19 protein-coding genes are annotated in these 20,928 nt (G+C 66.8%); 14 read left to right on the plus strand and 5 right to left on the minus strand.

The annotated features are described in order from the left end of the window. The first annotated feature begins 132 nt into the window (after nucleotides 1-132). The 13 genes from clpX (at nucleotide 133) to AC4JJG_RS08015 (ending at nucleotide 15,823) form a co-directional block, all read left to right on the plus strand. Nucleotides 133-1,413, plus strand: a complete 1,281-nt coding sequence (gene clpX, locus AC4JJG_RS07955) for an ATP-dependent Clp protease ATP-binding subunit ClpX (RefSeq protein WP_495400999.1) — start codon at nucleotides 133-135, stop codon at nucleotides 1,411-1,413. A gap of 252 nt (nucleotides 1,414-1,665) precedes the next feature. Next, complete coding sequence (locus AC4JJG_RS07960; protein WP_495400998.1) at nucleotides 1,666-2,271, plus strand: molybdenum cofactor guanylyltransferase; 606 nt, start codon at nucleotides 1,666-1,668, stop codon at nucleotides 2,269-2,271. Nucleotides 2,272-2,323: 52 nt separating this feature from the next. Further along, entirely contained in the window at nucleotides 2,324-4,981 is a 2,658-nt protein-coding gene (locus tag AC4JJG_RS07965) for a valine--tRNA ligase (RefSeq protein WP_495400997.1), read from the plus strand. Next, on the plus strand, nucleotides 4,978-6,609 hold the full coding sequence (gene folC / locus AC4JJG_RS07970) for a bifunctional tetrahydrofolate synthase/dihydrofolate synthase (RefSeq protein ID WP_495400996.1): 1,632 nt from the start codon (nucleotides 4,978-4,980) through the stop codon (nucleotides 6,607-6,609). Before AC4JJG_RS07965 ends, folC begins: the two co-directional genes overlap by 4 nt. Continuing rightward, nucleotides 6,606-7,004 (plus strand): DUF4233 domain-containing protein, encoded by a 399-nt coding sequence (locus AC4JJG_RS07975; protein ID WP_495400995.1) that lies wholly within the window; start codon nucleotides 6,606-6,608, stop codon nucleotides 7,002-7,004. Before folC ends, AC4JJG_RS07975 begins: the two co-directional genes overlap by 4 nt. Nucleotides 7,005-7,162: 158 nt before the next feature. Continuing rightward, nucleotides 7,163-7,606, plus strand: coding sequence for a hypothetical protein (locus AC4JJG_RS07980; RefSeq protein ID WP_495400994.1), 444 nt, complete (start codon nucleotides 7,163-7,165; stop codon nucleotides 7,604-7,606). 51 nt (nucleotides 7,607-7,657) lie between these two features. Then, nucleotides 7,658-8,074 carry a nucleoside-diphosphate kinase gene (gene ndk, locus AC4JJG_RS07985; RefSeq protein ID WP_495400993.1) on the plus strand — a complete coding sequence of 139 codons (417 nt, stop codon included), beginning with the start codon at nucleotides 7,658-7,660 and terminating at the stop codon, nucleotides 8,072-8,074. 393 nt (nucleotides 8,075-8,467) lie between these two features. Continuing rightward, nucleotides 8,468-11,716, plus strand: coding sequence for a translation initiation factor IF-2 N-terminal domain-containing protein (locus AC4JJG_RS07990; protein WP_495400992.1), 3,249 nt, complete (start codon nucleotides 8,468-8,470; stop codon nucleotides 11,714-11,716). Nucleotides 11,717-12,005: 289 nt separating this feature from the next. Next, complete coding sequence (gene rplU / locus AC4JJG_RS07995; RefSeq protein WP_495400991.1) at nucleotides 12,006-12,317, plus strand: 50S ribosomal protein L21; 312 nt, start codon at nucleotides 12,006-12,008, stop codon at nucleotides 12,315-12,317. A 36-nt stretch (nucleotides 12,318-12,353) separates the two neighbouring features. Next, nucleotides 12,354-12,617: a 50S ribosomal protein L27 gene (rpmA, locus tag AC4JJG_RS08000; protein WP_495400990.1), complete on the plus strand. Its 264-nt coding sequence runs from the start codon at nucleotides 12,354-12,356 to the stop codon at nucleotides 12,615-12,617. A gap of 132 nt (nucleotides 12,618-12,749) precedes the next feature. Beyond that, the gene (obgE, locus tag AC4JJG_RS08005; protein WP_495400989.1) at nucleotides 12,750-14,204 is read left to right on the plus strand and encodes a GTPase ObgE; all 1,455 of its coding nucleotides are present in this window, start codon (nucleotides 12,750-12,752) and stop codon (nucleotides 14,202-14,204) included. After that, nucleotides 14,201-15,316: a glutamate 5-kinase gene (proB, locus tag AC4JJG_RS08010; protein ID WP_495400988.1), complete on the plus strand. Its 1,116-nt coding sequence runs from the start codon at nucleotides 14,201-14,203 to the stop codon at nucleotides 15,314-15,316. The genes obgE and proB overlap by 4 nt, the downstream gene beginning before the upstream one ends. Before the next feature lie 105 nt (nucleotides 15,317-15,421). Next, a complete protein-coding gene (locus AC4JJG_RS08015; protein ID WP_495400987.1) occupies nucleotides 15,422-15,823 on the plus strand; it encodes a RidA family protein in 402 nt (133 codons plus the stop codon). A gap of 203 nt (nucleotides 15,824-16,026) precedes the next feature. Here the strand turns inward: AC4JJG_RS08015 and AC4JJG_RS08020 are convergent, their stop codons facing one another. Next, complete coding sequence (locus AC4JJG_RS08020; RefSeq protein ID WP_495400986.1) at nucleotides 16,027-16,911, minus strand: Sir2 family NAD-dependent protein deacetylase; 885 nt, start codon at nucleotides 16,909-16,911, stop codon at nucleotides 16,027-16,029. Between the two features lie 58 nt (nucleotides 16,912-16,969). Beyond that, nucleotides 16,970-17,383: a helix-turn-helix domain-containing protein gene (locus AC4JJG_RS08025; protein WP_495400985.1), complete on the minus strand. Its 414-nt coding sequence runs from the start codon at nucleotides 17,381-17,383 to the stop codon at nucleotides 16,970-16,972. A 44-nt stretch (nucleotides 17,384-17,427) separates the two neighbouring features. Between AC4JJG_RS08025 and AC4JJG_RS08030 the strand changes: the two genes are divergently transcribed. After that, nucleotides 17,428-18,417 carry an MBL fold metallo-hydrolase gene (locus AC4JJG_RS08030; RefSeq protein ID WP_495400984.1) on the plus strand — a complete coding sequence of 330 codons (990 nt, stop codon included), beginning with the start codon at nucleotides 17,428-17,430 and terminating at the stop codon, nucleotides 18,415-18,417. Nucleotides 18,418-18,436: 19 nt separating this feature from the next. Here AC4JJG_RS08030 and AC4JJG_RS08035 read toward each other — a convergent pair whose 3' ends face one another. From AC4JJG_RS08035 to ectA, 3 genes are all read right to left on the minus strand, one after another. Then, nucleotides 18,437-18,859 carry an ectoine synthase gene (locus tag AC4JJG_RS08035; RefSeq protein WP_495400983.1) on the minus strand — a complete coding sequence of 141 codons (423 nt, stop codon included), beginning with the start codon at nucleotides 18,857-18,859 and terminating at the stop codon, nucleotides 18,437-18,439. Then, nucleotides 18,856-20,127, minus strand: coding sequence for a diaminobutyrate--2-oxoglutarate transaminase (gene ectB, locus AC4JJG_RS08040; protein ID WP_495400982.1), 1,272 nt, complete (start codon nucleotides 20,125-20,127; stop codon nucleotides 18,856-18,858). Before ectB ends, AC4JJG_RS08035 begins: the two co-directional genes overlap by 4 nt. A gap of 147 nt (nucleotides 20,128-20,274) precedes the next feature. Next, complete coding sequence (ectA, locus tag AC4JJG_RS08045) at nucleotides 20,275-20,802, minus strand: diaminobutyrate acetyltransferase (RefSeq protein WP_495401038.1); 528 nt, start codon at nucleotides 20,800-20,802, stop codon at nucleotides 20,275-20,277. Between the last annotated feature and the right edge of the window lie 126 nt (nucleotides 20,803-20,928).

The following is a 20,928-nucleotide window of genomic DNA, read 5'->3' on the forward strand; positions in this document are numbered from 1 at the left end:
GAAGTTGGAGCCATCCGCGGGTACCGTCGAACTAACCAGGCGGTCCGACGGTCGGTATGACTGCCCGTGCCGGTGACTCGGTGGACGTCGTTCGCCGAGAAGCCGGCGCAACAAGGAAGGTATGTACACGAGATGGCACGAATCGGAGACGGTGGCGACCTGCTGAAGTGCTCTTTCTGCGGAAAGAGCCAGAAGCAGGTCAAGAAGCTCATCGCCGGTCCCGGCGTGTACATCTGCGATGAGTGCATCGACCTGTGCAACGAGATCATCGAGGAAGAACTCGCCGAGAACGGCGACGTGAAACTCGACGAGCTGCCGAAGCCCGCAGAGATCCGCGACTTCCTCGAGAACTACGTCATCGGCCAGGACACGGCCAAGCGCACCCTGGCCGTCGCGGTGTACAACCACTACAAGCGGATTCAGGCGGGCGAGAAGAAGGATTCGCGAACCGGCGAGACCGTCGAGCTGATGAAGTCCAACATCCTGATGCTCGGTCCCACCGGTTGCGGCAAGACCTACCTCGCGCAGACCCTGGCGAAGATGCTGAACGTGCCGTTCGCCATCGCCGACGCGACCGCCCTCACCGAGGCCGGCTATGTCGGTGAGGACGTCGAGAACATTCTGCTGAAGCTGATCCAGGCCGCCGACTACGACGTCAAGCGCGCCGAGACCGGCATCATCTACATCGACGAGGTCGACAAGATCGCCCGCAAGAGCGAGAACCCGTCGATCACCCGCGACGTCTCCGGTGAGGGCGTGCAGCAGGCACTGCTGAAGATCCTCGAGGGAACGCAGGCGTCGGTGCCGCCGCAGGGCGGCCGGAAGCATCCGCATCAGGAGTTCATCCAGATCGACACCACCAACGTGTTGTTCATCGTCGCCGGCGCGTTCGCCGGACTGGAAAAGGTTGTCGCCGAACGAATTGGCAAGCGCGGCATCGGTTTCGGTACCGAGGTGGCCAGCAAGGACGAAGTCGACACCACCGATCACTTCGCCGAGGTCATGCCCGAGGACCTCATCAAGTTCGGCTTGATCCCGGAATTCATCGGCCGTCTGCCGATCGTCGCATCGGTCACCAACCTCGACCGTGAATCCCTGGTGAGCATCCTGTCGGAACCGAAGAACGCGTTGGTGAAGCAGTACACCAAGTTGTTCGAGATGGACAATGTCGAACTCGAGTTCAGCGATGACGCACTCGAGGCGGTCGCCGATCAGGCCATCCATCGCGGCACCGGTGCCCGCGGGCTGCGCGCCATCATGGAGGAAGTGCTGCTTCCGGTGATGTACGACATCCCGAGCCGCGACGACGTGGAGAAGGTTGTCGTCACCGGAGAAACGGTGCGCGACAACGTCCTCCCCACGATCGTGCCGCGCACCGAGAGCTCTGACGAACGCCACGACAAGTCCGCCTGACGTCGGCGGCCGTCTCGATACGGCGACTCGCTTCGCTCGTGGCCTCCTCGACCACCGGTGGTTTCCGTTGATCGAGAAGGCGGGCGGGCGTGCGGTGGCTACCAGGCCCCGCCGATCACGTCTCCTGTTGATCGAGTAGCCGCGCGCGAGCCTGCGAGCCCGTGGCGTATCGAGATCCCTACCCGCGCATTCCGCCGGGCTCTCTTGTGGCATTCGGCTGCCCGAAGGCGCGGTTTGCGGAAATATGGACCCATGGGACAACAGGATTCGGAATCTGACCTCGCCGGCATCGTTCTGGCCGGTGGGCGTTCTCGCCGGATGGGACGCGACAAGGCGGCACTCGACTGGGACGGCGAGCCGATGCTGGCGCGGATCGTACGGATCGTCGGTGAGCGATGCAGTCCGGTGTACGTGGCCGCGGCCGAGGAGTCGGCTGCCTATCGCACGCTGTTCGGCACCGGCGGCCCCGAGGCCACCTGGATCACCGACGAGACCCCCGGCACCGGACCGGTCGGCGGATTGGCCGCCGCGCTCGCCGTCGCCGCGGATGCCGCCCCGTGGGCTTTCGTGTGCGCCACCGACATGCCGCTGATCTCCGTCGACCTCATCGACGAACTGTTGCGCGGCGTGACGCCGTCGACGCAGGCGGTGATCGCCACGGACGCGCAGCGGGATCATCCGATGGCCGGTGTCTACCGAACCGATGCGGCCCCGCTGATCGCCGAGGTCGCGGCATCGGGGGAGCGGCGCATGCTGGGCATCCTCGACGCGCTGACCACCCATCGAGTGACGGTGAGCAACCCGGACTGGCTGACCAACGTGAACGCACCGGACGATCTTCACCGCCTTCGGGTCTGAGGTCGTCGCCTGCCCTGCAGACCGGCGACGGGCGTTACCTAATATTGGTGGGGTGAGCACAACCGACCCCACCCGCGAACTGCCGAAGTCCTGGGACCCCGCCGAGCATGAGGCCCGGCTCTATCAGGGCTGGGTGGACGCCGGCTACTTCACTGCGGACGCCACCAGCGACAAACCGGCCTTCTCGATCGTCATCCCGCCGCCGAATGTCAACGGGTCGCTCCACATGGGCCACGCGTATGAGCACGTCCTGATGGACGCGCTGTCGAGGCGGCGCCGGATGCAGGGTTACGAGGTGCTGTGGCTGCCCGGTATGGACCATGCGGCCATCGCCATGCAGACGATGGTCGAACGCAAACTGGCCGACGAGGGACTCACCCGCGACGACCTGGGCCGGGAGAAGTTCATCGAGCGGGTCTGGGCGGAGAAGGCCGAGATCAGCGGAAACATCGGCGATCAGATGCGCCGGCTCGGCGACGGTGTCGACTGGTCGCGCGAACGGTTCACCATGGACGAGGGCCTGTCGCGGGCGGTGCTGACCGTCTTCAAGCAGATGTTCGACGACGGCCTGATCTATCGTGCCGAGCGCCTGGTGAACTGGTCGCCGGTGCTCAAGACCGCCATCAGCGACATCGAGGTCAGTTACTCCGACGTGGAGGGCGAACTCGTCAGCTTCCGGTACGGCAGTCTCGACGACGCCGAACCGCACATCGTGGTCGCGACGACTCGTCTGGAGACGATGCTCGGTGACACCGCCATCGCCGTGCATCCGGAGGACGAGCGCTACGCACACCTGATCGGCACCGAACTCGAGCACCCGTTCGTGGATCGCCGCATCCCGATCATCGCCGACGACTACGTCGATCCCGAATTCGGCAGCGGCGCGGTGAAGATCACGCCCGCACATGACCCGAACGACTTCGCGATCGGGCAGCGCCATAACCTGCCGATGATCACGATCATGGACGACGAGGCCCGGATCGCCGACACGGCAACGCCTTTCGATGGGATGGACCGATTCGAGGCCCGCGTCAAGATCCGCGAGGCGCTGGCCGAGCAGGGGCGCATCGTCAAGGAGGTGCGCCCGTACCTGCACAGCGTCGGCCATTCGGAGCGGACCGGCGAGCCCATCGAGCCGCGACTGTCGATGCAGTGGTGGGTGAAGGTGGAGTCCTTGGCCAAGGCAGCCGGCGACGCCGTCCGTGACGGGTCGACCGTCATCCACCCGGCGTCGATGGAACCGCGCTGGTTCGGCTGGGTCGACAACATGTACGACTGGACCATTTCGCGTCAGTTGTGGTGGGGTCACCGCATCCCGATCTGGTACGGCCCGAACGACGAAGTGGTCTGCGTCGGACCGGACGAGGAGCCGCCCGCCGGCTACGTCCAGGAAACCGATGTGCTGGACACCTGGTTCTCCTCCGGACTGTGGCCGTTCTCCACGCTGGGCTGGCCGGACAAGACGGCCGATCTCGAGAAGTTCTATCCCACGTCGGTGCTCGTCACCGGTTACGACATCCTGTTCTTCTGGGTGGCCCGCATGATGATGTTCGGCACCTACATCGGACCGTCGCTCGGTGGCGACAACGCGGTGCCGTTCCGGAATCTGTTCCTGCACGGGCTCGTTCGCGACGAGCACGGCCGCAAGATGTCCAAGTCGAAGGGCAACGGCATCGACCCGCTGGACTGGGTCGAGCGTTTCGGTGCGGACGCTTTGCGCTTCACCCTGGCGCGCGGAGCGAATCCCGGCAACGACATCTCGGTCGGCGAGGACCACGCCCAGTCGTCCCGCAACTTCGCGACGAAGCTGTACAACGCCACGAAGTTCGCGTTGATGAACGGCGCGCGGGTGCCCGATGCCACCACGTCGCTGCCGGTGCGCGACACCCTGACCGAGGCGGATCGCTGGATTCTGGATCGCCTGGACGCGGTGGTCGCCGAGGCCGACGCCGGGTTCGAGGCCTACGAGTTCTCGAAGGCCTGCGAGGCGCTGTACCACTTCGCGTGGGACGAGGTGTGTGACTGGTATCTGGAACTGGCCAAGGTGCAGTTCTCCGAGAACGACGACAGTCGTTCGGCGGCAACGGCGCTGGTGTTGGGTACGGTGCTCGATCGACTGCTTCGCCTGTTGCATCCGGTGATGCCGTTCGTCACCGAGGTGCTGTGGCGCGCACTCACCGGCGAGGAATCGCTGGTCATCGCGCAGTGGCCGGCGGTGTCCGGCGCAGCAGCGGATCCGGCTGCCGCGCAACACATCGCCGATCTGCAGCGGCTCATCACCGAGGTCCGGCGCTTCCGCAGCGATCAGGGGCTGCGCCCGGGGCAGCGGGTCGCCGCCGAGATCGACGGCCTCGACGCGGCGGGGCTCACGTCGTCGCGCCCCTACCTGGACTCGCTCGCCCGTCTGGACCGGGCGGAGGACGGGTTCGCGGCCACCGCCACGATCGACGTCCGGCTGTCCACGGAGACGGTCACCGTGCGGATCGACACCTCGGGCACCGTCGACGTGGAGGCCGAACGCAAACGGCTCGCGAAGGATCTGGCCGCGGCGGAGAAGGAGTTGGCGACCACGACCGCCAAGCTCGGCAACGAGCAGTTCCTGTCGAAGGCGCCCGATCAGGTGGTGTCCAAGATCCGTGACCGGCAGCAACTCGCCAGCGAAGAGGTCGAGCGCCTCGGGACCGCGCTCGCAGCGCTCGGAGGATCATGAGCCGCCGCGACGAGCACGGCCGCGACGACCACGAGGCCCTCGAGGACATCGACGATCTGGATGTCGACCATCTGGGCGCCGACGTCGACCCCACGGACCTGGCGTCGCTGCTCGGTGACGATCAGGATGCGGACGATCAGGATGCGTACGAGGCCGACATCGACTACGACGACCCGGATGAGGGCGCCGATCGGGACGGTGCCGACGCATCGCCCGCGGCGGTGCCCCGGCTCCGGGACGACGCCCATGTGCTCGCCGAACTGGCGGAACTCGAAGCCGAACTCGACACCCGGTGGCCCGAGACCAAAATTGATCCGTCGCTGACACGTATCGCGGCTCTGATGGATCTGCTGGGGTCACCGCAGGACAGCTATCCGGCCATTCACATCGCCGGCACCAACGGCAAGACGTCGGTGACGCGGATGATCGATGCACTGATGCTCGCGCTGCACCGGCGCACCGGGCGGATCACCAGCCCGCACCTGCAGCGCGTCACCGAACGGATCTCGGTCGACGGCGAACCGATCAGCGCGCGGACCTACATCGACACCTATCGCGAACTCGAGCCGTACATCACGATGGTCGACGACTCGTCGACGGCCGCGGGTGGCCCGCGGATGAGCAAGTTCGAGGTGCTGACGGCGATGGCCTACGCGATCTTCGCGGAGGCGCCCGTCGATGTCGCGGTGGTCGAGACCGGCATGGGTGGTCGATGGGACGCCACGAACGTCGTCGACGCCACGGTTGCGGTCATCACCCCGATCGCGATGGATCATGCCGACTATCTGGGCGGATCGCTGGCGGCGATCGCGGGGGAGAAGGCAGGCATCATCAAGTCGGCCCGCGGCGACGATCTCGCACCCGTGGACCCGGTGACGATCATCGCGACCCAGGAGCCCGAGGCGATGGACGTCCTCCTGCGGCAGACCGTCGAGTCCGACACCGTGGTGGCGCGCCAGAATTCGGAGTTCGCCGTGCTCGATTCGGTGACCGCGGTCGGTGGGCAGATGCTCACCCTGCAGGGACTCGGGGGCGTCTACGACGAGATCTATCTGCCGCTGCACGGGGCACATCAGGCGGCCAACGCCTCTCTCGCGCTCGCCGCCGTTGAGGCCTTCTTCGGTGCGGGCAGCGATCGCCAACTCGACATCGACGCCATCCGTGCCGGATTCGCGTCGGTGACCAGTCCCGGGCGGCTCGAGCGTGTCCGCAGCGCGCCGACGGTCTTCGTCGACGCGGCGCACAACCCGCACGCCGCGGCCGCGCTGGCGCAGGCCCTCACCGAGGAATTCGACTTCCGTCGTCTCGTCGGTGTTCTCGGGGTGCTGGGGGACAAGGACGCGGAGGGAGTGCTGTCCGCGCTGGAACCGGTGCTCGACGCGGTGGTGCTCACCAATAACGGGTCGCCGCGCGCACTCGACGCCGAGGATCTCGCGGAGATCGCACGTCCGATCTACGGGGAGGACCGGGTCGTCGTGGAGCCCTTCCTGCCCGATGCGGTCGAGACGGCGATCGGACTCGCCGAGGAATCCGATGGGGAACCGGTCGCCGGTTCCGGCGTCGTCATCACCGGCTCCGTGGTGACCGCCGGAGCGGGCCGCACTCTGTTCGGAAAGGACCCCTCATGACCGAGCCGCGGTTCACGCCGCCCACGAACGATCCCTGGAAGGGTTTGCGCGGCGTCATGGCCGGCACGCTCATTCTCGAGGTCATCGTCATCGGACTCACCTTTCCGATCGTCGCGAAGGTCGGCTCGGGTCTGAGCTGGTTGTCGGGTGGATATCTGGGGTTGGTCCTGCTGCTGCACATCCTCGCGGCCGGGATGCAGGGGCGTCCCCACGCGATCCGCATGGACATCGGCCTACAGGCGCTCGTCATCGCCGGTGGCCTGCTGCATTGGTCGATCGCGGTCGTCGGCGTGATCTTCCTGTGCGTGTGGGTGTACATCGCCTACATCAAGCGTGATGTCGAGCAGCGGGTGGAGAGAGGACAATTGGCGGGCCAGGAGCCGATCGATCCCTGATCGGGGCGCGTTTGCCGATTCCGATGCGGGATCGTTACGACGATCCTATGGCGACGATCACATTCCGCTGTCAGAATGTCGTGCGGGGGGTCGACAAGCAGTCTGCCGTGTCCGGCGCCCCGGTCATCCTTTTCCCGACGCGCCACGTGAGGTCAAGCTTGTCTGTCGCTGTTCGTTTTCGCCGCTCCATCGCCCGCACATCGCTGACCGGAGTCAGCCGGGTGGCACCCGCGCTGGTCGCGGTTGCCGCCGGTTCGCTGATCGCGGCCGGCACCGCGTACGCGGCACCGCCCGCCGCGGCACCACTGCCCTCGGCGAGTGAGCCGGTACCGGTCAGCGACGGCGAATACAGCTACCTCGCGACACGTGGCGTGACGAAGAACCTGGCCTCGATGAAGGCCCCCGAAGCGATCGCCTCGCTGCCGGTGCCCGCCCAGTACCGCCCCGCGAACATGGCGATGGCCGCACAGTTCGACCAGGCACTGTCCGCGGCGCTGAAGTCGCCCGGGGGCTGCCTGCAGGTCGTCGTGGACCCGCGCGCGAAATCCGGGAACCTCTTCAATTACGGCTTCTTCCCGGTCGCGGGGAAGTACTGTTCCTGACCCCGCCGGCTGGGTCGACGGCTCGACGCCCCGGGTCGCTACAGTGTGCTCGTGACTGAACGCACTCTCGTACTCATCAAGCCCGACGGCGTCGAGCGCGCCCTGATCGGCGACATCCTCGCCCGCATCGAGCGCAAGGGTCTGCGCATCGCGGCGCTGGAACTGAAGACCGCCTCGCTCGAGGTGGCCCAGGGCCATTACGCCGAGCATGAGGGCAAGCCCTTCTACCAGTCCCTCCTGGACTTCATCACCTCCGGCCCGCTGGTCGCGGCGGTGCTCGAAGGTGACCGGGCGATCGCCGCATTCCGGCAGATCGCAGGCGGTACGGACCCCGTCGAGAAGGCGACGCCCGGCACCATTCGCGGGGATTTCGCGCTGAGCACACAGAACAATCTGGTGCACGGATCCGACTCGCCGGAATCTGCGGCACGGGAAATCGCGCTCTGGTTCCCTGACCTGGGCGTCTGACACTCTCCGTCTTCCCGAGCCCGATCGCCGCGTCACGACAATGATGCATTGGATGCGGCGATCGAACCCGGGTGTGGGATACTTGCACAGTTGTCGGTGACACACTTTTGCCGCCGACGACACGATGACAGTCCGGCATTGGGTAATCCCCGAGTACTACGACTTCCCCATCGAAGTGCGGCTGCTGTGGGCAGCCGGACATGCCGATGGCGTGGATGTCGCGGCCGGATCAGGACATCGACAAACCGCAAGGCGTCACGCCGTGCTCCGGAGATCGTTCCGGAACGCGGTCGGACGCGAAGACCACATAACACCGGTCATCGACCGGAACACAGAGTGAAGCCCTCGCGTGGCCGCGTCAGCCCGACGCGCCCGGGGGCTCGAGGAGACTGAGTGACCGACAACGGGTCGCCGGTTGACGCAAACGCTGCGTCGGCACCGGCAGAAGAATTCCCCAGCAGACTTCGCGTGCACGCCCTGGCCCGGACCCTGGGCCTGACCAGCCGTCAGGTGCTCGAGCACCTCGCGGAACTGGGCGTCGAGACGCGCAGTCCGCAGTCCAGCATCGACCGTGAGGTCGCACAGGCCGTGGCGACGCGGGTCCGGGGTGACGCCGAGAGTGTCACCGAGGGACAGGCCGTTTCCGCCGAGGCCGACGGTGCCACGGACCACGACGCGTCCGCCGACGATCAGACGGAATCCGCTGACGCGGGTTCCGAGGCCGTCGTCGTGGCGGAGACCCATGTGGTCGAGGCGCCGACCCCGAGCGAGACGGCCGATGTGCCCGACGCCGGGATGCCCACGCTGTTCTCCGCCGTGGAAGAGGCGCAGCCCCAGCAGATCGCCCCGGCGGCCGAGGAGGTCGCGGGTCCGCTGTTCATCCAGCCGCAGACCGTGGAACCCGCCGCTCGGCCCTCCCGGACACGTCGCGCGACGTCCGACGACGACGGTGCGAAGGGACCTGCCGAGGACGGCGCGGACAAGCGGACCGACGACGCGGCGTCGACGGACACCTCCGCCGAGGACGAGTCCGGCGCCGACGACGACGGCACCGACGGCGAACGCAGCTCGCGGCGTCGTCGCCGCGGACGTCGCGGTCGTGGCCGCGGGCGTGGCGACCAGGGCGACTCAGGTGACGATTCGTCCGATGAGAACGGCTCCGCCAAGGACGACGGCGACGAGCAGTCGGGGACGAAGAACGACGACCAGCAGTCCGGCAAGAAGAACAAGGGCGGCAAGAACGGCGGCTCCGAGCAGGACGACAAGGCCGCCAAGGGCGACGACTCGGACGGCAACGGTTCCGACGGCGACGATTCGGATTCCGACGATGACGGCAACGATCAGTCGTCGTCCCGGCGCAGGCGGCGGCGTCGGCGTCGCAAGGGCGGCTCGGATTCGGACGACTCGTCGCCCGATGATCCACCGAACACCGTCGTGCACGAGCGGGAACCGCGCAGCAAGCGCGCCCGGGACGAGGTGCAGGGCATCTCAGGCTCGACGCGTCTCGAGGCGAAGCGGCAGCGGCGTCGTGACGGTCGTGACGCGGGGCGTCGGCGTCCGCCGATTCTGAGCGAGTCGGAATTCCTGGCGCGCCGCGAGGCCGTCGACCGTGTCATGGTCGTGCGCGAGCGTAGCGCGAACAGCAAGATCGCGATCGACGGAGACGGTGCCACCGACGGCGCCACGCACGTCGAGGACTACACGCAGGTCGCCGTCCTCGAGGACGGCGTGCTGGTCGAGCATTTCGTGACCACCGAGACCTCGTCGTCGATGGTCGGCAACATCTACCTCGGACGCGTGCAGAACGTGCTGCCCGGCATGGAGGCGGCCTTCGTCGACATCGGCCGTGGGCGCAACGGTGTGCTGTACGCGGGTGAGGTCAACTGGGATGCCGCGGGTCTGGACGGCGGTTCCCGGAAGATCGAGCAGGCGCTGAAGCCGGGCGACAACGTCCTGGTGCAGGTCAGCAAAGACCCGGTGGGCCACAAGGGTGCGCGTCTGACCACGCAGATCTCACTGGCCGGCCGCTACCTGGTGTACGTGCCGGGCGGTTCCTCCACCGGCATCAGCAGGAAACTTCCCGATGTCGAGCGCAAGCGACTCAAGGGCATCCTGTCGAAGCTGGTGCCCGACGACGCGGGTGTCATCATCCGCACCGCGTCCGAAGGGGTGAGCGCCGAGGAACTGGGCGCCGATATCGCCCGTCTCGAAGGACAGTGGAAAGAGATCGACGCCGCCGTCGCCAAGGCGAAGAGCGGGTCGGGAACCGGGCCGCAGTCGCTGTACGAGGAGCCGGACCTGCTCGTGCGAGTGGTCCGCGACCTGTTCAACGAAGACTTCAAGAAACTGGTCGTCGAGGGCAACAAGGCCTGGAATCTGGTCGAACGCTACATCAAGGCTGTGGCACCGGATCTGATGGATCGCGTCGAACAGTTCAGCAAGCCGAACGCCGATGCGCCGGATTCCTTTGTCGTGCATCGCATCGACGAACAGCTCGCCAAGGCCCTCGACCGGAAGGTGTGGCTGCCGTCGGGCGGCACGCTGATCATCGAGCACACCGAGGCAATGACCGTCATCGACGTCAACACCGGCAAGTTCACCGGGTCGGGCGGCAACCTCGAGGAAACCGTCACGCGGAACAATCTGGAGGCGGCCGAGGAGATCGTGCGCCAGATGCGGCTGCGTGACCTCGGCGGCATGATCATCGTCGACTTCATCGACATGGTCCTCGAGTCCAACCGGGATCTCGTGCTCCGGCGACTCACCGAGGCACTGGGGCGTGACCGCACACGTCATCAGGTCTCCGAGGTCACCTCACTGGGACTGGTGCAGATGACGCGAAAGCGTCTCGGCACCGGACTGCTCGAGGCGTTCTCGACCACATGCTCGCATTGCGCGGGTCGCGGGATCATCGTGCACGCCAACCCGGTCGAGGTCCGTCAGGACGATTCGTCGAACTCCGACGGTGGCGGTTCCCGTCGGTCGCGACGCAACCGGCGGAAGTCGGAGGCACCTGCCGCCGACAACACTGCGAAGCCCGCGCACAACCCGGCCGAGCACCCGATGTTCCGTGCCATGGCAGCCCACTCTCACGAGGACGAGGACGGCGACCACACGCACGAAACCGACGGCGAGCATGCCACCGCGGGTGACAAGCGCGCCGACGCCGGACAGCGCAACAGCAACCGCAAGCGCGGCGACGCGGAGCAGGGGAACGCCGGCGAGACGAAGCGAGACGATTCCGCCGATGAGCCCGAGGTCGCCGAGGCGGTCACCGCCGAGGACGCTCCGGCGGAGCCGGCCACCGCGGGCGCGACCGAAGCCGCGGAGGCCGAAGCCGTCGCAGAGACCGTGACACCGTCCGTCGAGTCCGAAGCCGGCACGGCAGCCGAGACCGCCGGTGCCGGCACATCGGCCGCGGCTGAACCGAAACGCCGTCGGCGTGCGGTCCGCCGCGCCGCCGCGGCGCCGGCGACCGAATCCGCCACGGACTCCGCGGTGGATGCCGAGCCGACCGCGCCGGTGACCACCTTCGGACCGGTGACCACCGTGACGTCGGTCGAGGCCGTCGTCGCAGTGCGTCGTCGGCCTCGGCGACGGACCGCGGGACGACCGGCCGGACCACCGCCCGGGGACGAGTGATCGCACGGTTGTGATTCGGCCCGCAACCCGCAGGTCGGATGCCATCCGACCGGTTTGACCCGACCGGTCACGGTCCCGTAACCTTGAACGGTCGCCTTCCGCGGAGGAGTCGTGCTGTGTCGAAAGACGCGCACGAACCCCGTCGGCAGGCATCTGGTGTGATCCGCAGTGACTCCCCGCCCGAGTGCAGGGTTACCGTGCGGTCCGCGCCAGGAGCAGCACCACCCACCACCCCCGGTGCCACAGCAGCGCCGTGGGTCCGACAGACGAGTTAAAGAGGACAGCTTCGATGGCAACGTACGCGATCGTCAAGACCGGCGGTAAGCAGTACAAAGTCGCTGAGGGCGACATTGTGAAGGTCGAGAAGATCGACAGCGAACCGGGCGCCACCGTGAGCCTGCCGGTCGCTCTCGTCGTCGACGGTGCGAACCTCACCACCGACGCGGACAAGCTCGCGAAGATCTCGGTGACCGGTGAGGTCGTCGAGCACGTCAAGGGCCCGAAGATCCGCATCCACAAGTTCAAGAACAAGACCGGCTACCACAAGCGCCAGGGCCACCGTCAGAAGCTGACGGTCCTCAAGGTCACCGGTATCAAGTAAGTCGACTTCCGCACATACCTCAGGAGGACTGCAGAGATGGCACATAAGAAGGGCGCGTCCAGCTCGCGCAACGGTCGTGATTCCAACGCCCAGCGACTCGGCGTCAAGCGTTTCGGTGGTCAGCAGGTCCTCGCGGGCGAGATCCTGATCCGCCAGCGCGGCACCAAGTTCCACCCGGGCGTCAATGTCGGCCGCGGCGGCGACGACACCCTGTTCGCCCTGGCTGCCGGCTCGGTCGAGTTCGGCACCAAGCGCGGACGCAAGACCGTCAACATCGTTCCGGAGACCGCGTCGGTCTGACCGGTCCCGCGACGAATCCCGACGGATTCGCGCACAACACAGCTCACACAGGGCGGGCCAGGGTCATGATGTACCCAGGCCCGTCCTGTGTTTGTTTTCGGTAGTCATTCGTCAGGAGAGGAAGTAGCCCCGATGTCCCGGTTCGTCGATCGCGTGACCATCCATGTCGCGGCCGGCAACGGTGGGCACGGCTGTTCGTCGGTGCACCGCGAGAAGTTCAAGCCGCTCGGCGGGCCCGACGGCGGCAACGGTGGCAACGGTGGAGCGGTCACGCTCGTCGTGGACCCACAGGTGCACACCCTGTTGGACTTCCACTTCCGGCCGCACGCCAAGGCGGGCAACGGCAAACCGGGACAGGGCGACAATCGCGACGGCGCATCGGGGGAGGATCTGGTCCTCAAGGTCCCCGACGGCACGGTGGTGCTCGACGCCGACGGCTCGATCCTCGCCGACCTCGTCGGAGCGGGAACCACATTCGAGGCCGCCCAGGGTGGCCGCGGGGGTCTCGGCAACGCGGCTCTCGCCTCCAAGGCGCGCAAGGCCCCGGGCTTCGCGCTGCTCGGCGAAGAGGGACAGCACCGCGATCTCGTCCTCGAACTGAAGTCGGTCGCCGATGTCGGCCTCGTGGGCTTCCCGTCGGCGGGCAAATCCTCACTGGTGTCCGTACTCTCGGCGGCCAAACCGAAGATCGCGGACTATCCGTTCACCACGCTCGCACCCAACCTCGGAGTGGTGCAGACCGCCGGTGACGTCTTCACGATCGCCGATGTGCCGGGCCTCATCCCGGGTGCGTCCACGGGCCGCGGGTTGGGCCTGGAGTTCCTGCGTCATCTCGAACGCTGCGCCGTGCTGGCGCATGTGGTCGACTGCGCGACCCTGGAGCCGGGGCGTGATCCGGTGTCCGACATCGATGCGCTGGAGGCGGAACTGGCGGCGTACACGCCGGCGCTCGACGCCGACCACGGCCTCGGGGATCTGGCGTCGCGCCCGCGCGTGGTCATCCTGAACAAGATCGATGTGCCCGATGCCGCGGAGCTCGCCGATCTCGTGGAACCCGAACTGGCAGAACGTGGCTGGCCGGTGTTCCGGATCTCCGCGGTGGCTCATCAGGGCCTCAAGGAGCTGACGTTCGCGCTGGCGGACATGGTTGAGGAGTATCGCGAGAGCCATCCGAAGCCGCAGCCGAAGCGACAGATCATCCGGCCCAAGGCCATCGACGAGGCCGAGTTCTCGGTTGCGCCGGATCCGGACAACGAGGGCGGCTTCGTCGTCCGCGGTACCCGTCCGGAACGCTGGATCGCCCAGACGCAGTTCGACAACGACGAGGCCGTCGGTTACCTGGCGGATCGTCTGAATCGGCTCGGCGTCGAGGACGAGTTGGTGAAGCAGGGCGCACAGCCCGGCGCACCGGTCACCATCGGCGACGTCACCTTCGACTGGGAACCGATGACGCCGATGGGTGACGAGGTGCCGATCACGGGCCGCGGCACCGACATTCGGCTCGATCGCACCGAGCGCGTGGGTGCGGCGGAGCGCAAGGAGGCGCGTCGGTTGCGTCGCGGGCGCTTCGACGGCGACGAGTCGTGAGCGAGGTCCGGCAGCAGATCGCGCGCGCCCGCAGCATCGTCGTGAAGATCGGATCGTCGGCGCTGACGGACCTGCACGAGGGGCTGGACCGCGAACGACTCGATCGGCTCGCGGACGCACTGGAAGCCCGGATGCGTGCGGGCACCGATGTGATCGTGGTGTCCTCCGGTGCCATCGGCGCCGGTATCGCGCCGCTCGGTCTGAAGAAGCGTCCGACCGATCTGGCAACGAAACAGGCCGCGGCGAGCGTCGGCCAGCTGGTTCTCGCGCACGCGTGGGGAACGTCCTTTCATCGCTACGGGCGGGTCGTCGGGCAGGTCCTGCTGACGGCCTCGGACTTCTCGAACCGGGCACATCACGCGAATGCCCAACGCACACTTGACCGTTTGCGGTCGTTGCACGCCGTTGCCGTGGTCAACGAGAACGACACGGTGGCGACCAACGAGATCCGCTTCGGCGACAACGATCGCCTCGCGGCGCTCGTCGCCCATCTCGCGGGCGCCGACGCCCTCGTCCTGCTGTCCGACGTCGACGGGTTGTACGACGGCGATCCTCGACGTGTCGGACCGTCGGGGGAGCGGGCCCGGTTCATTCCCGAGGTGCGCGGTCCGGAGGATCTGGACGGGGTGATCGCCGGCTCGGGCGGCGCGCTGGGCACCGGCGGTATGGCCTCGAAGCTCGCCGCTGCCCGGTTGTCGGCCGACGGTGGCGTGCCGGTGCTCCTGGCCGCCGCCGCGGAGGCCGACCGTGCACTGGTCGATGCCTCGGTGGGAACCGTGTTCGCCGGACGTCCGGAACGCCTGTCCGCCAGACGATTCTGGGTTCGTCACGCCGCGGACGCGGCCGGCCGGATCGTGCTGGACGCAGGGGCGGTGGACGCCGTCGCGCGCAGGCGTCGCTCACTTCTCGCGGCCGGGATCATCGAGGTGCGTGGCACCTTCCATGACGGTGACGTCGTTGAGCTTCTCGACGGGGGAGACGTGGTTCGGGCACGTGGTGTGGTCGCCTATGACTCGGATGAGATCGCACGGATGGCCGGTCACTCGACCGGCGAACTGGCGCCGGACGCCCGCCGGCCGGTGATCCACGCGGACGACCTCGTCGCGCTCTGATCGCGCTTTTCCTTCCGCGACCTCACTTCGTACACGCGACCTCGACCGAAGTCGCGTCTACGAAGCGAGGTCGCGGGAACCACGCGGGTGTGTCACGGTAGACCAATGTCTGCGATCGAACGTCTTCGCCCCGAAGGGCTCGTCCACAGTCCCGCGTTCAGCCATGTCGCGGTGGTGCCGCCGGGCGCGACGACCATCTACGTCGGTGGCCAGAACGGAGTTGACGCCGAGGGAACGGTGATCGGCACCGGAGACATTGCGACCCAATCGGTTCGGGCTCTGGAGAATGCGATCACCGCACTGGCCGCCGCGGGTGCGACCGTGGCCGACGTGGTGCAGTGGACCGTTCTTTTCGTCGACGGTGTCGACATCAACGCCGCGTACGAGGCGATCGGCCCGATGCTTGCGTCGCCGACGCCACCGCTGGTGACGGCCGCCCGCGTCGCGGGTCTGGGCGTGCAGGGCGCACTGGTGGAAATCGCCGCCGTCGCGGCGGTCATGCGCTGATCGAACTCGTGCCGTCGAAGGTGTTCCGCTGATCGAGTAGTGCGAGGCGCAAGCCGAGCGCGTATCGAGATCAGGCGCAACCGATCTCGATACGCAACCTCGCTTCGCTCGGCCGCTACTCGATCGACGAATGGGTCGGTCGCTACTCGATCAGCGAATGTGTCGGCGGCTACTCGATCAACGAATGGGATACGGCTACTCGATCAACGATCGGGTTGCGCCAGAGCGGTCAGCACCGTGGAGGCGAGGTGATCGATCTTGAGGTCCGCCAGGTGATCGGCGCGGGTGGCACCGCGGTTGATGATCACCAGTGTCTTGCCGCTGCGGTGGGCGTGGCGTGCGAACCTGAGTCCGCTCATCACCGTCAGCGACGATCCGACCACCACGAGTGCGTCGGCATCGTCGACGAGATCGAATGACTGTTGCACAACGGATTTCGGCACGCTTTCGCCGAAGTAGACGATGTCCGGTTTGAGGATGCCACCACAGCCGTGGCAATCCGCGACGACGAAGTCCGCGGTGTCGTCGAAGACGGCGTCCGCATCGGGTGCCACCTCGATGGCGCCCCGGCCCCGGACACGTTCGCTGAATCCGGGATTGCGTTCTTCGAGGATCTCCGCGAGGCGATGCCGTGAGATGACGCCATGACAGGACAGGCAGCGGATTCTGCCGTAGCAGCCGTGGAGTTCGACGACACGGCGCGTGCCGGCCTTGGTGTGCAACATGTCGACGTTCTGGGTGATCACGCCGGACAGCTGTCCCTGGCGCTGCAGGGTGGTGAGTGCGTGATGGGCGGCATTGGGGCGCGCGGCGTCCATGTGACGCCACCCCAAGTGATTGCGTGCCCAGTAGTGGCGCCGGAAGTCCGGGGAGGACAGAAAGGTCTCCAACGTCATGGGCGTCCGGGCCGGCGCGTCCGGTGAGCGGTAGTCGGGGATGCCGGAGTCGGTGGATATTCCGGCTCCGGTCAGCGCGGCGATCCGGCGGCCCGCAAGCATGTCGCGCATCCGCTCGACACGGTCATCGAGATCGTCGTCGAGAGGGGTGCGTTCAGCCGGTCCGGAACCGATCTGTAGCCGTGTACGCACCGTCCCGAGGATAGTCGCGACTTCCCGAGTATCGCTGCGGCGACAGAGTCCCCGGAGGTCAGAGAGGTTTGTTCGCCCGGGCCGCGCCGTTGCCGGGGTGGGAGGCCGACGCCTCGGCGAACGCGGCGCATTCGGCGCATTCGGTGACGATCGGGTGCGTGCAGGAGAGAACGTGAACGAGAAACGCATCGACGCGCTCCAGCGCGGTCACCCTGTCGGCGATCCGATCACGATGCCCGGCCAAGAGTGCGATACGTCCGTCGCGGTCCGTCGTGGCGAGTTCCCCGATCTCGGCGAGCGACAAACCGGCTCGCTGGCACATCAGGATCAATCGTCCACCGGCCACGGTCTCGGGGTCGTAGTGGCGTCGTCCGCCGCGATCCCGGGGTGGACGCAGCACGCCGACATCGTCCCAGTGCCGGAGCACATGGGGTGCCACACCGATCTGTGCGGCGGCATCGCCGATTCGCATCGCGTCCTTTACTTCAGGTCGACCTGAAGTCCTATCGTAGCGCCATGTCACGCGACGAGCCCGCTGCCCCTGACGCAGCGCCGACGACCGAAACCGCCGCCGATGTGCGGCCGCTGGGGGTGGCCCTGTGCTGCCGCGCCGCCTCCGGGATGGTCACGGGTCATCTCCGTCCGCGCCGACCCGATCCGGGACAGATTGCCGCACTGCGTGATTCGGCCGCACCGTTGCCGACGCCACGGGTTTCGGTGCGGTTGGTCGCGCTCCCGCAGGTTCCGCGCGAGGTGTGGACCGCAACCATCGCGGAGGGTGTACGGCGGCCTGCGAAGATCCGTATGGGATTGCGTACCTTCGTGATCGAGCATCCGAAGGCGCGACTGCTGCTCGATCCGTCGATCGGTTCGCAGGTACGTGAGAGGGTGCTGGCTCCGATGTCCGGCCCGCTGCGACTGGCGGTGACCCCGTCGGCGGACGTCCTCAGTACCGTGGAGGCGTTGTATCGGGGCGGATTCGATCCTGCGGCATTCGATGTCGCGATCCACACCCACCTGCATTGGGATCACGTGAGCGGGCTGCTCGACATGCCGTCTCTGGGGTCGATCGTGCACCGGCGCGAGTGGTCGTGGGCGATGACGGGCGATCGTGCGAGGGCCGCGGGAGTCCGCCCGGCGATGCGTGGCCGCGACGTCGACCTGCGAGACCTTGACGGGCCTCCGGTTCTGACTTTTCCGCGCAGCCATGACGTTCTCGGCGACGGATCGGTCGTTCTGGTGGATCTGGCGGGGCATACGCCGGGGAGCGTCGGCGTGCTTCTGCACACCGATGACGGTTGGGTGCTGGTTGCCGGCGATGCGGTCTGGCATCACGTACAACTCGATCATTCCGCCCAGAAGTCCGCGTTCCCAGGACTTTTGGTGGACGAAGACCGGGAGGACACCTATCGGAGCATCCTGCGGCTGGTGGCGGCCGCCGGGCAGGTGCGGATCGTGCCCTCACACGATCATGACCTCGCAGCCCGGTGGGCCGCGAGGTCATGAAGAAGGTGAAGCCGGTACGTCAGGCGTTGCTGTGTTGCCCGGTCGGTCCCGGAACAGCGACCAGCGGGTAGACGCCGTTCTCGTCGTGCACCTCGGTGCCGACGACCGGGGGATTGAAGACGCACAGCATGCGCAGCTGGGTCTTCGCGGTCACGGTATGACGCTCGTGGCCGTTCAGCAGGTACATGGTGCCCGCGGCGAGAGGGTAGGTCTCGCCGGTCTCCCGGTCGAGCAGTTCACCCTCGCCCTCCACCAGCCAGACCGCCTCGATGTGGTTGGCGTAGTGGAATTCGTTCACCGAACCGGCGTTGATGGTCGTCTCATGGAAGGAGAACCCCACTCCGTCGCCACCGAGCACGATGCGCTTGGACACCCAATTGCCCTTGGGGTCGGCGACCTCGCGGTCGGTTCCGGTGATCTCTTCTGTGGTGCGGACGATCATCCGATCACCTCCTCAACTGATGCGGCCAGGATGGCAAGACCACGATCCAGATCGTGCTCCGTGATGGTCAGCGGCGGAAGAAGTTTCACGACCTCGTCCGACGGGCCGGATGTCTCGGCCAGCAGGCCCGACTCGAACGCCGATGCGCACACCTTGCTGGCGGCGGTCGCATCCTCGAACACGAGGCCGCGCACCATGCCGCGGCCACGCGTCGACACGCCCTCGTAGCGGTTGGCGAGCGAGGTGAAGGACTCGTTGATCTGCTCACCCTTGACGAGCGTCTGCTTCTGCAAGGTGTCGTCGGACCAGTACTCCTCCAGCGTGCGGGTCGCTGTCACGAACGCCGGGTTGTTGCCGCGGAACGTGCCGTTGTGCTCACCCGGGGTCCACACGTCGAGGTCGCTACGGAACAGCGTGAGCGCCAGCGGAAGTCCGTAGCCGCTGATCGACTTGGACAGGGTGACGATGTCCGGCGTGATGCCTGCCTCCTCGAAGGAGAAGAAGCCGCCGGTACGGCCGCAACCCATCTGCACGTCGTCGACGATCAGCAGAATGTCGCGACGGCGGCACAGCTCCTCCAGTGCGCGAAGCCATTCGACGCGAGCGACATTGACGCCGCCCTCACCCTGAACGGTCTCCACGATCACCGCGGCGGGGCGGTTGAGACCACTGCCGGAGTCGTCGAGGACGCGCTCGAACCACGCGAAGTCCTCCATGACGCCGCCGAAGTAGTTGTCGAACGGCATCGGGGTCGCGTGCACGAGCGGGATGCCCGCGCCGGCGCGCTTCATCGAGTTACCGGTCACCGACAGCGATCCCAGCGTCATGCCGTGGAAGGCATTGGTGAAGCTGATGATCGATTCGCGACCGGTCACCTTGCGGGCCAGCTTCAGTGCCGACTCGACGGCGTTGGTGCCGGTCGGGCCGGGGAACTGGATCTTGTAGTCGAGTCCGCGGGGCTCGAGGATCTTCGAGGTGAAGGCCTCGATGAACTTGCCCTTCGCCACGGTCGCCATGTCCAGACCGTGGGTGATGCCGTCGTTCTCGATGTAGTCGAGCAGCGCCGCCTTCATGATCGGGTTGTTGTGCCCGTAATTGAGCGAACCGGCGCCTGCGAAGAAGTCGAGGTACTCGCGCCCGTCCTGGTTGGTGATCCAGGAGCCGCTGGCACGGGTGAAGACGGTGGGCCAGCTACGGCAGTAGCTGCGCACCTCCGATTCACGGCGGGTGAAGATCGAATCGTCGATCTTTTCGTCGAGCAGTTGCATGTCACTCCCTCGATTGGCGAACAGTTGTGGTCGTCCGTCGATCCGGCGTGGTGCCGGGTGCGGGGCGCGCTACCGGTGCCCCCTTCGCCGGTTGCGCGTGCGCTCCGCGGATCAACGGATGATGCTGGGGTGCTGTGGGTTTCCGCGTCAGGCTGGTGATGCCGGTGGCTCGAGGAGGTAGAGGTCCTCGGGCTGGTGCGCATCGGGGAACACTGAAGCAGGGAACAACTCGCGGCGGCCGAAAGTCAGGCCGCGCGCTTGCGCCACCGACTCGAAGAGTCGTTGTGACGCAACGTTATCCGGGCTGATGGTGGTGTGCATGGAAGTCACGCCGTCGGGTGCGGTCCGGTCGAGCAGCTCGTGCAGCATGGAACCCGCGACGCCTCGTCCGCGGCAGGAGTCGTCGACCGCCACCTGCCACACCATCAGGACCGACGGGTCCTGCGGGCGCCGATATCCGGTGACGAAACCGACTGGCCGCCCCTCGATTTCGGCCACCACCGAGGTGTCGGCGAAGTCGTGACACCACAACACATAGGCATAACTCGAGTTGACGTCGAGAACTTTTGTGTCCGAGGCAATTTCCCAGATGCGAGCGCCGTCGGACGGGCTCGGCTGCCGGTAGTTGACCGTGGGCTGAGAAGTCGGGGTAGTGCTTGTTTGAGGCTGGCTCATGACCTTTTCGAGGCTAACAATGTGCCCTGTGGAAGTCATGCGGCTCCGGAAATAGGCCGTGAGAAACCGCTCCTAAGCCCTGCTCAGGACAAGTATGTGAGGCGGGTCACATTGTCGGTCGATTGC

The sequence above is a fragment of the Gordonia sp. B8661-1 genome (assembly GCF_059427765.1).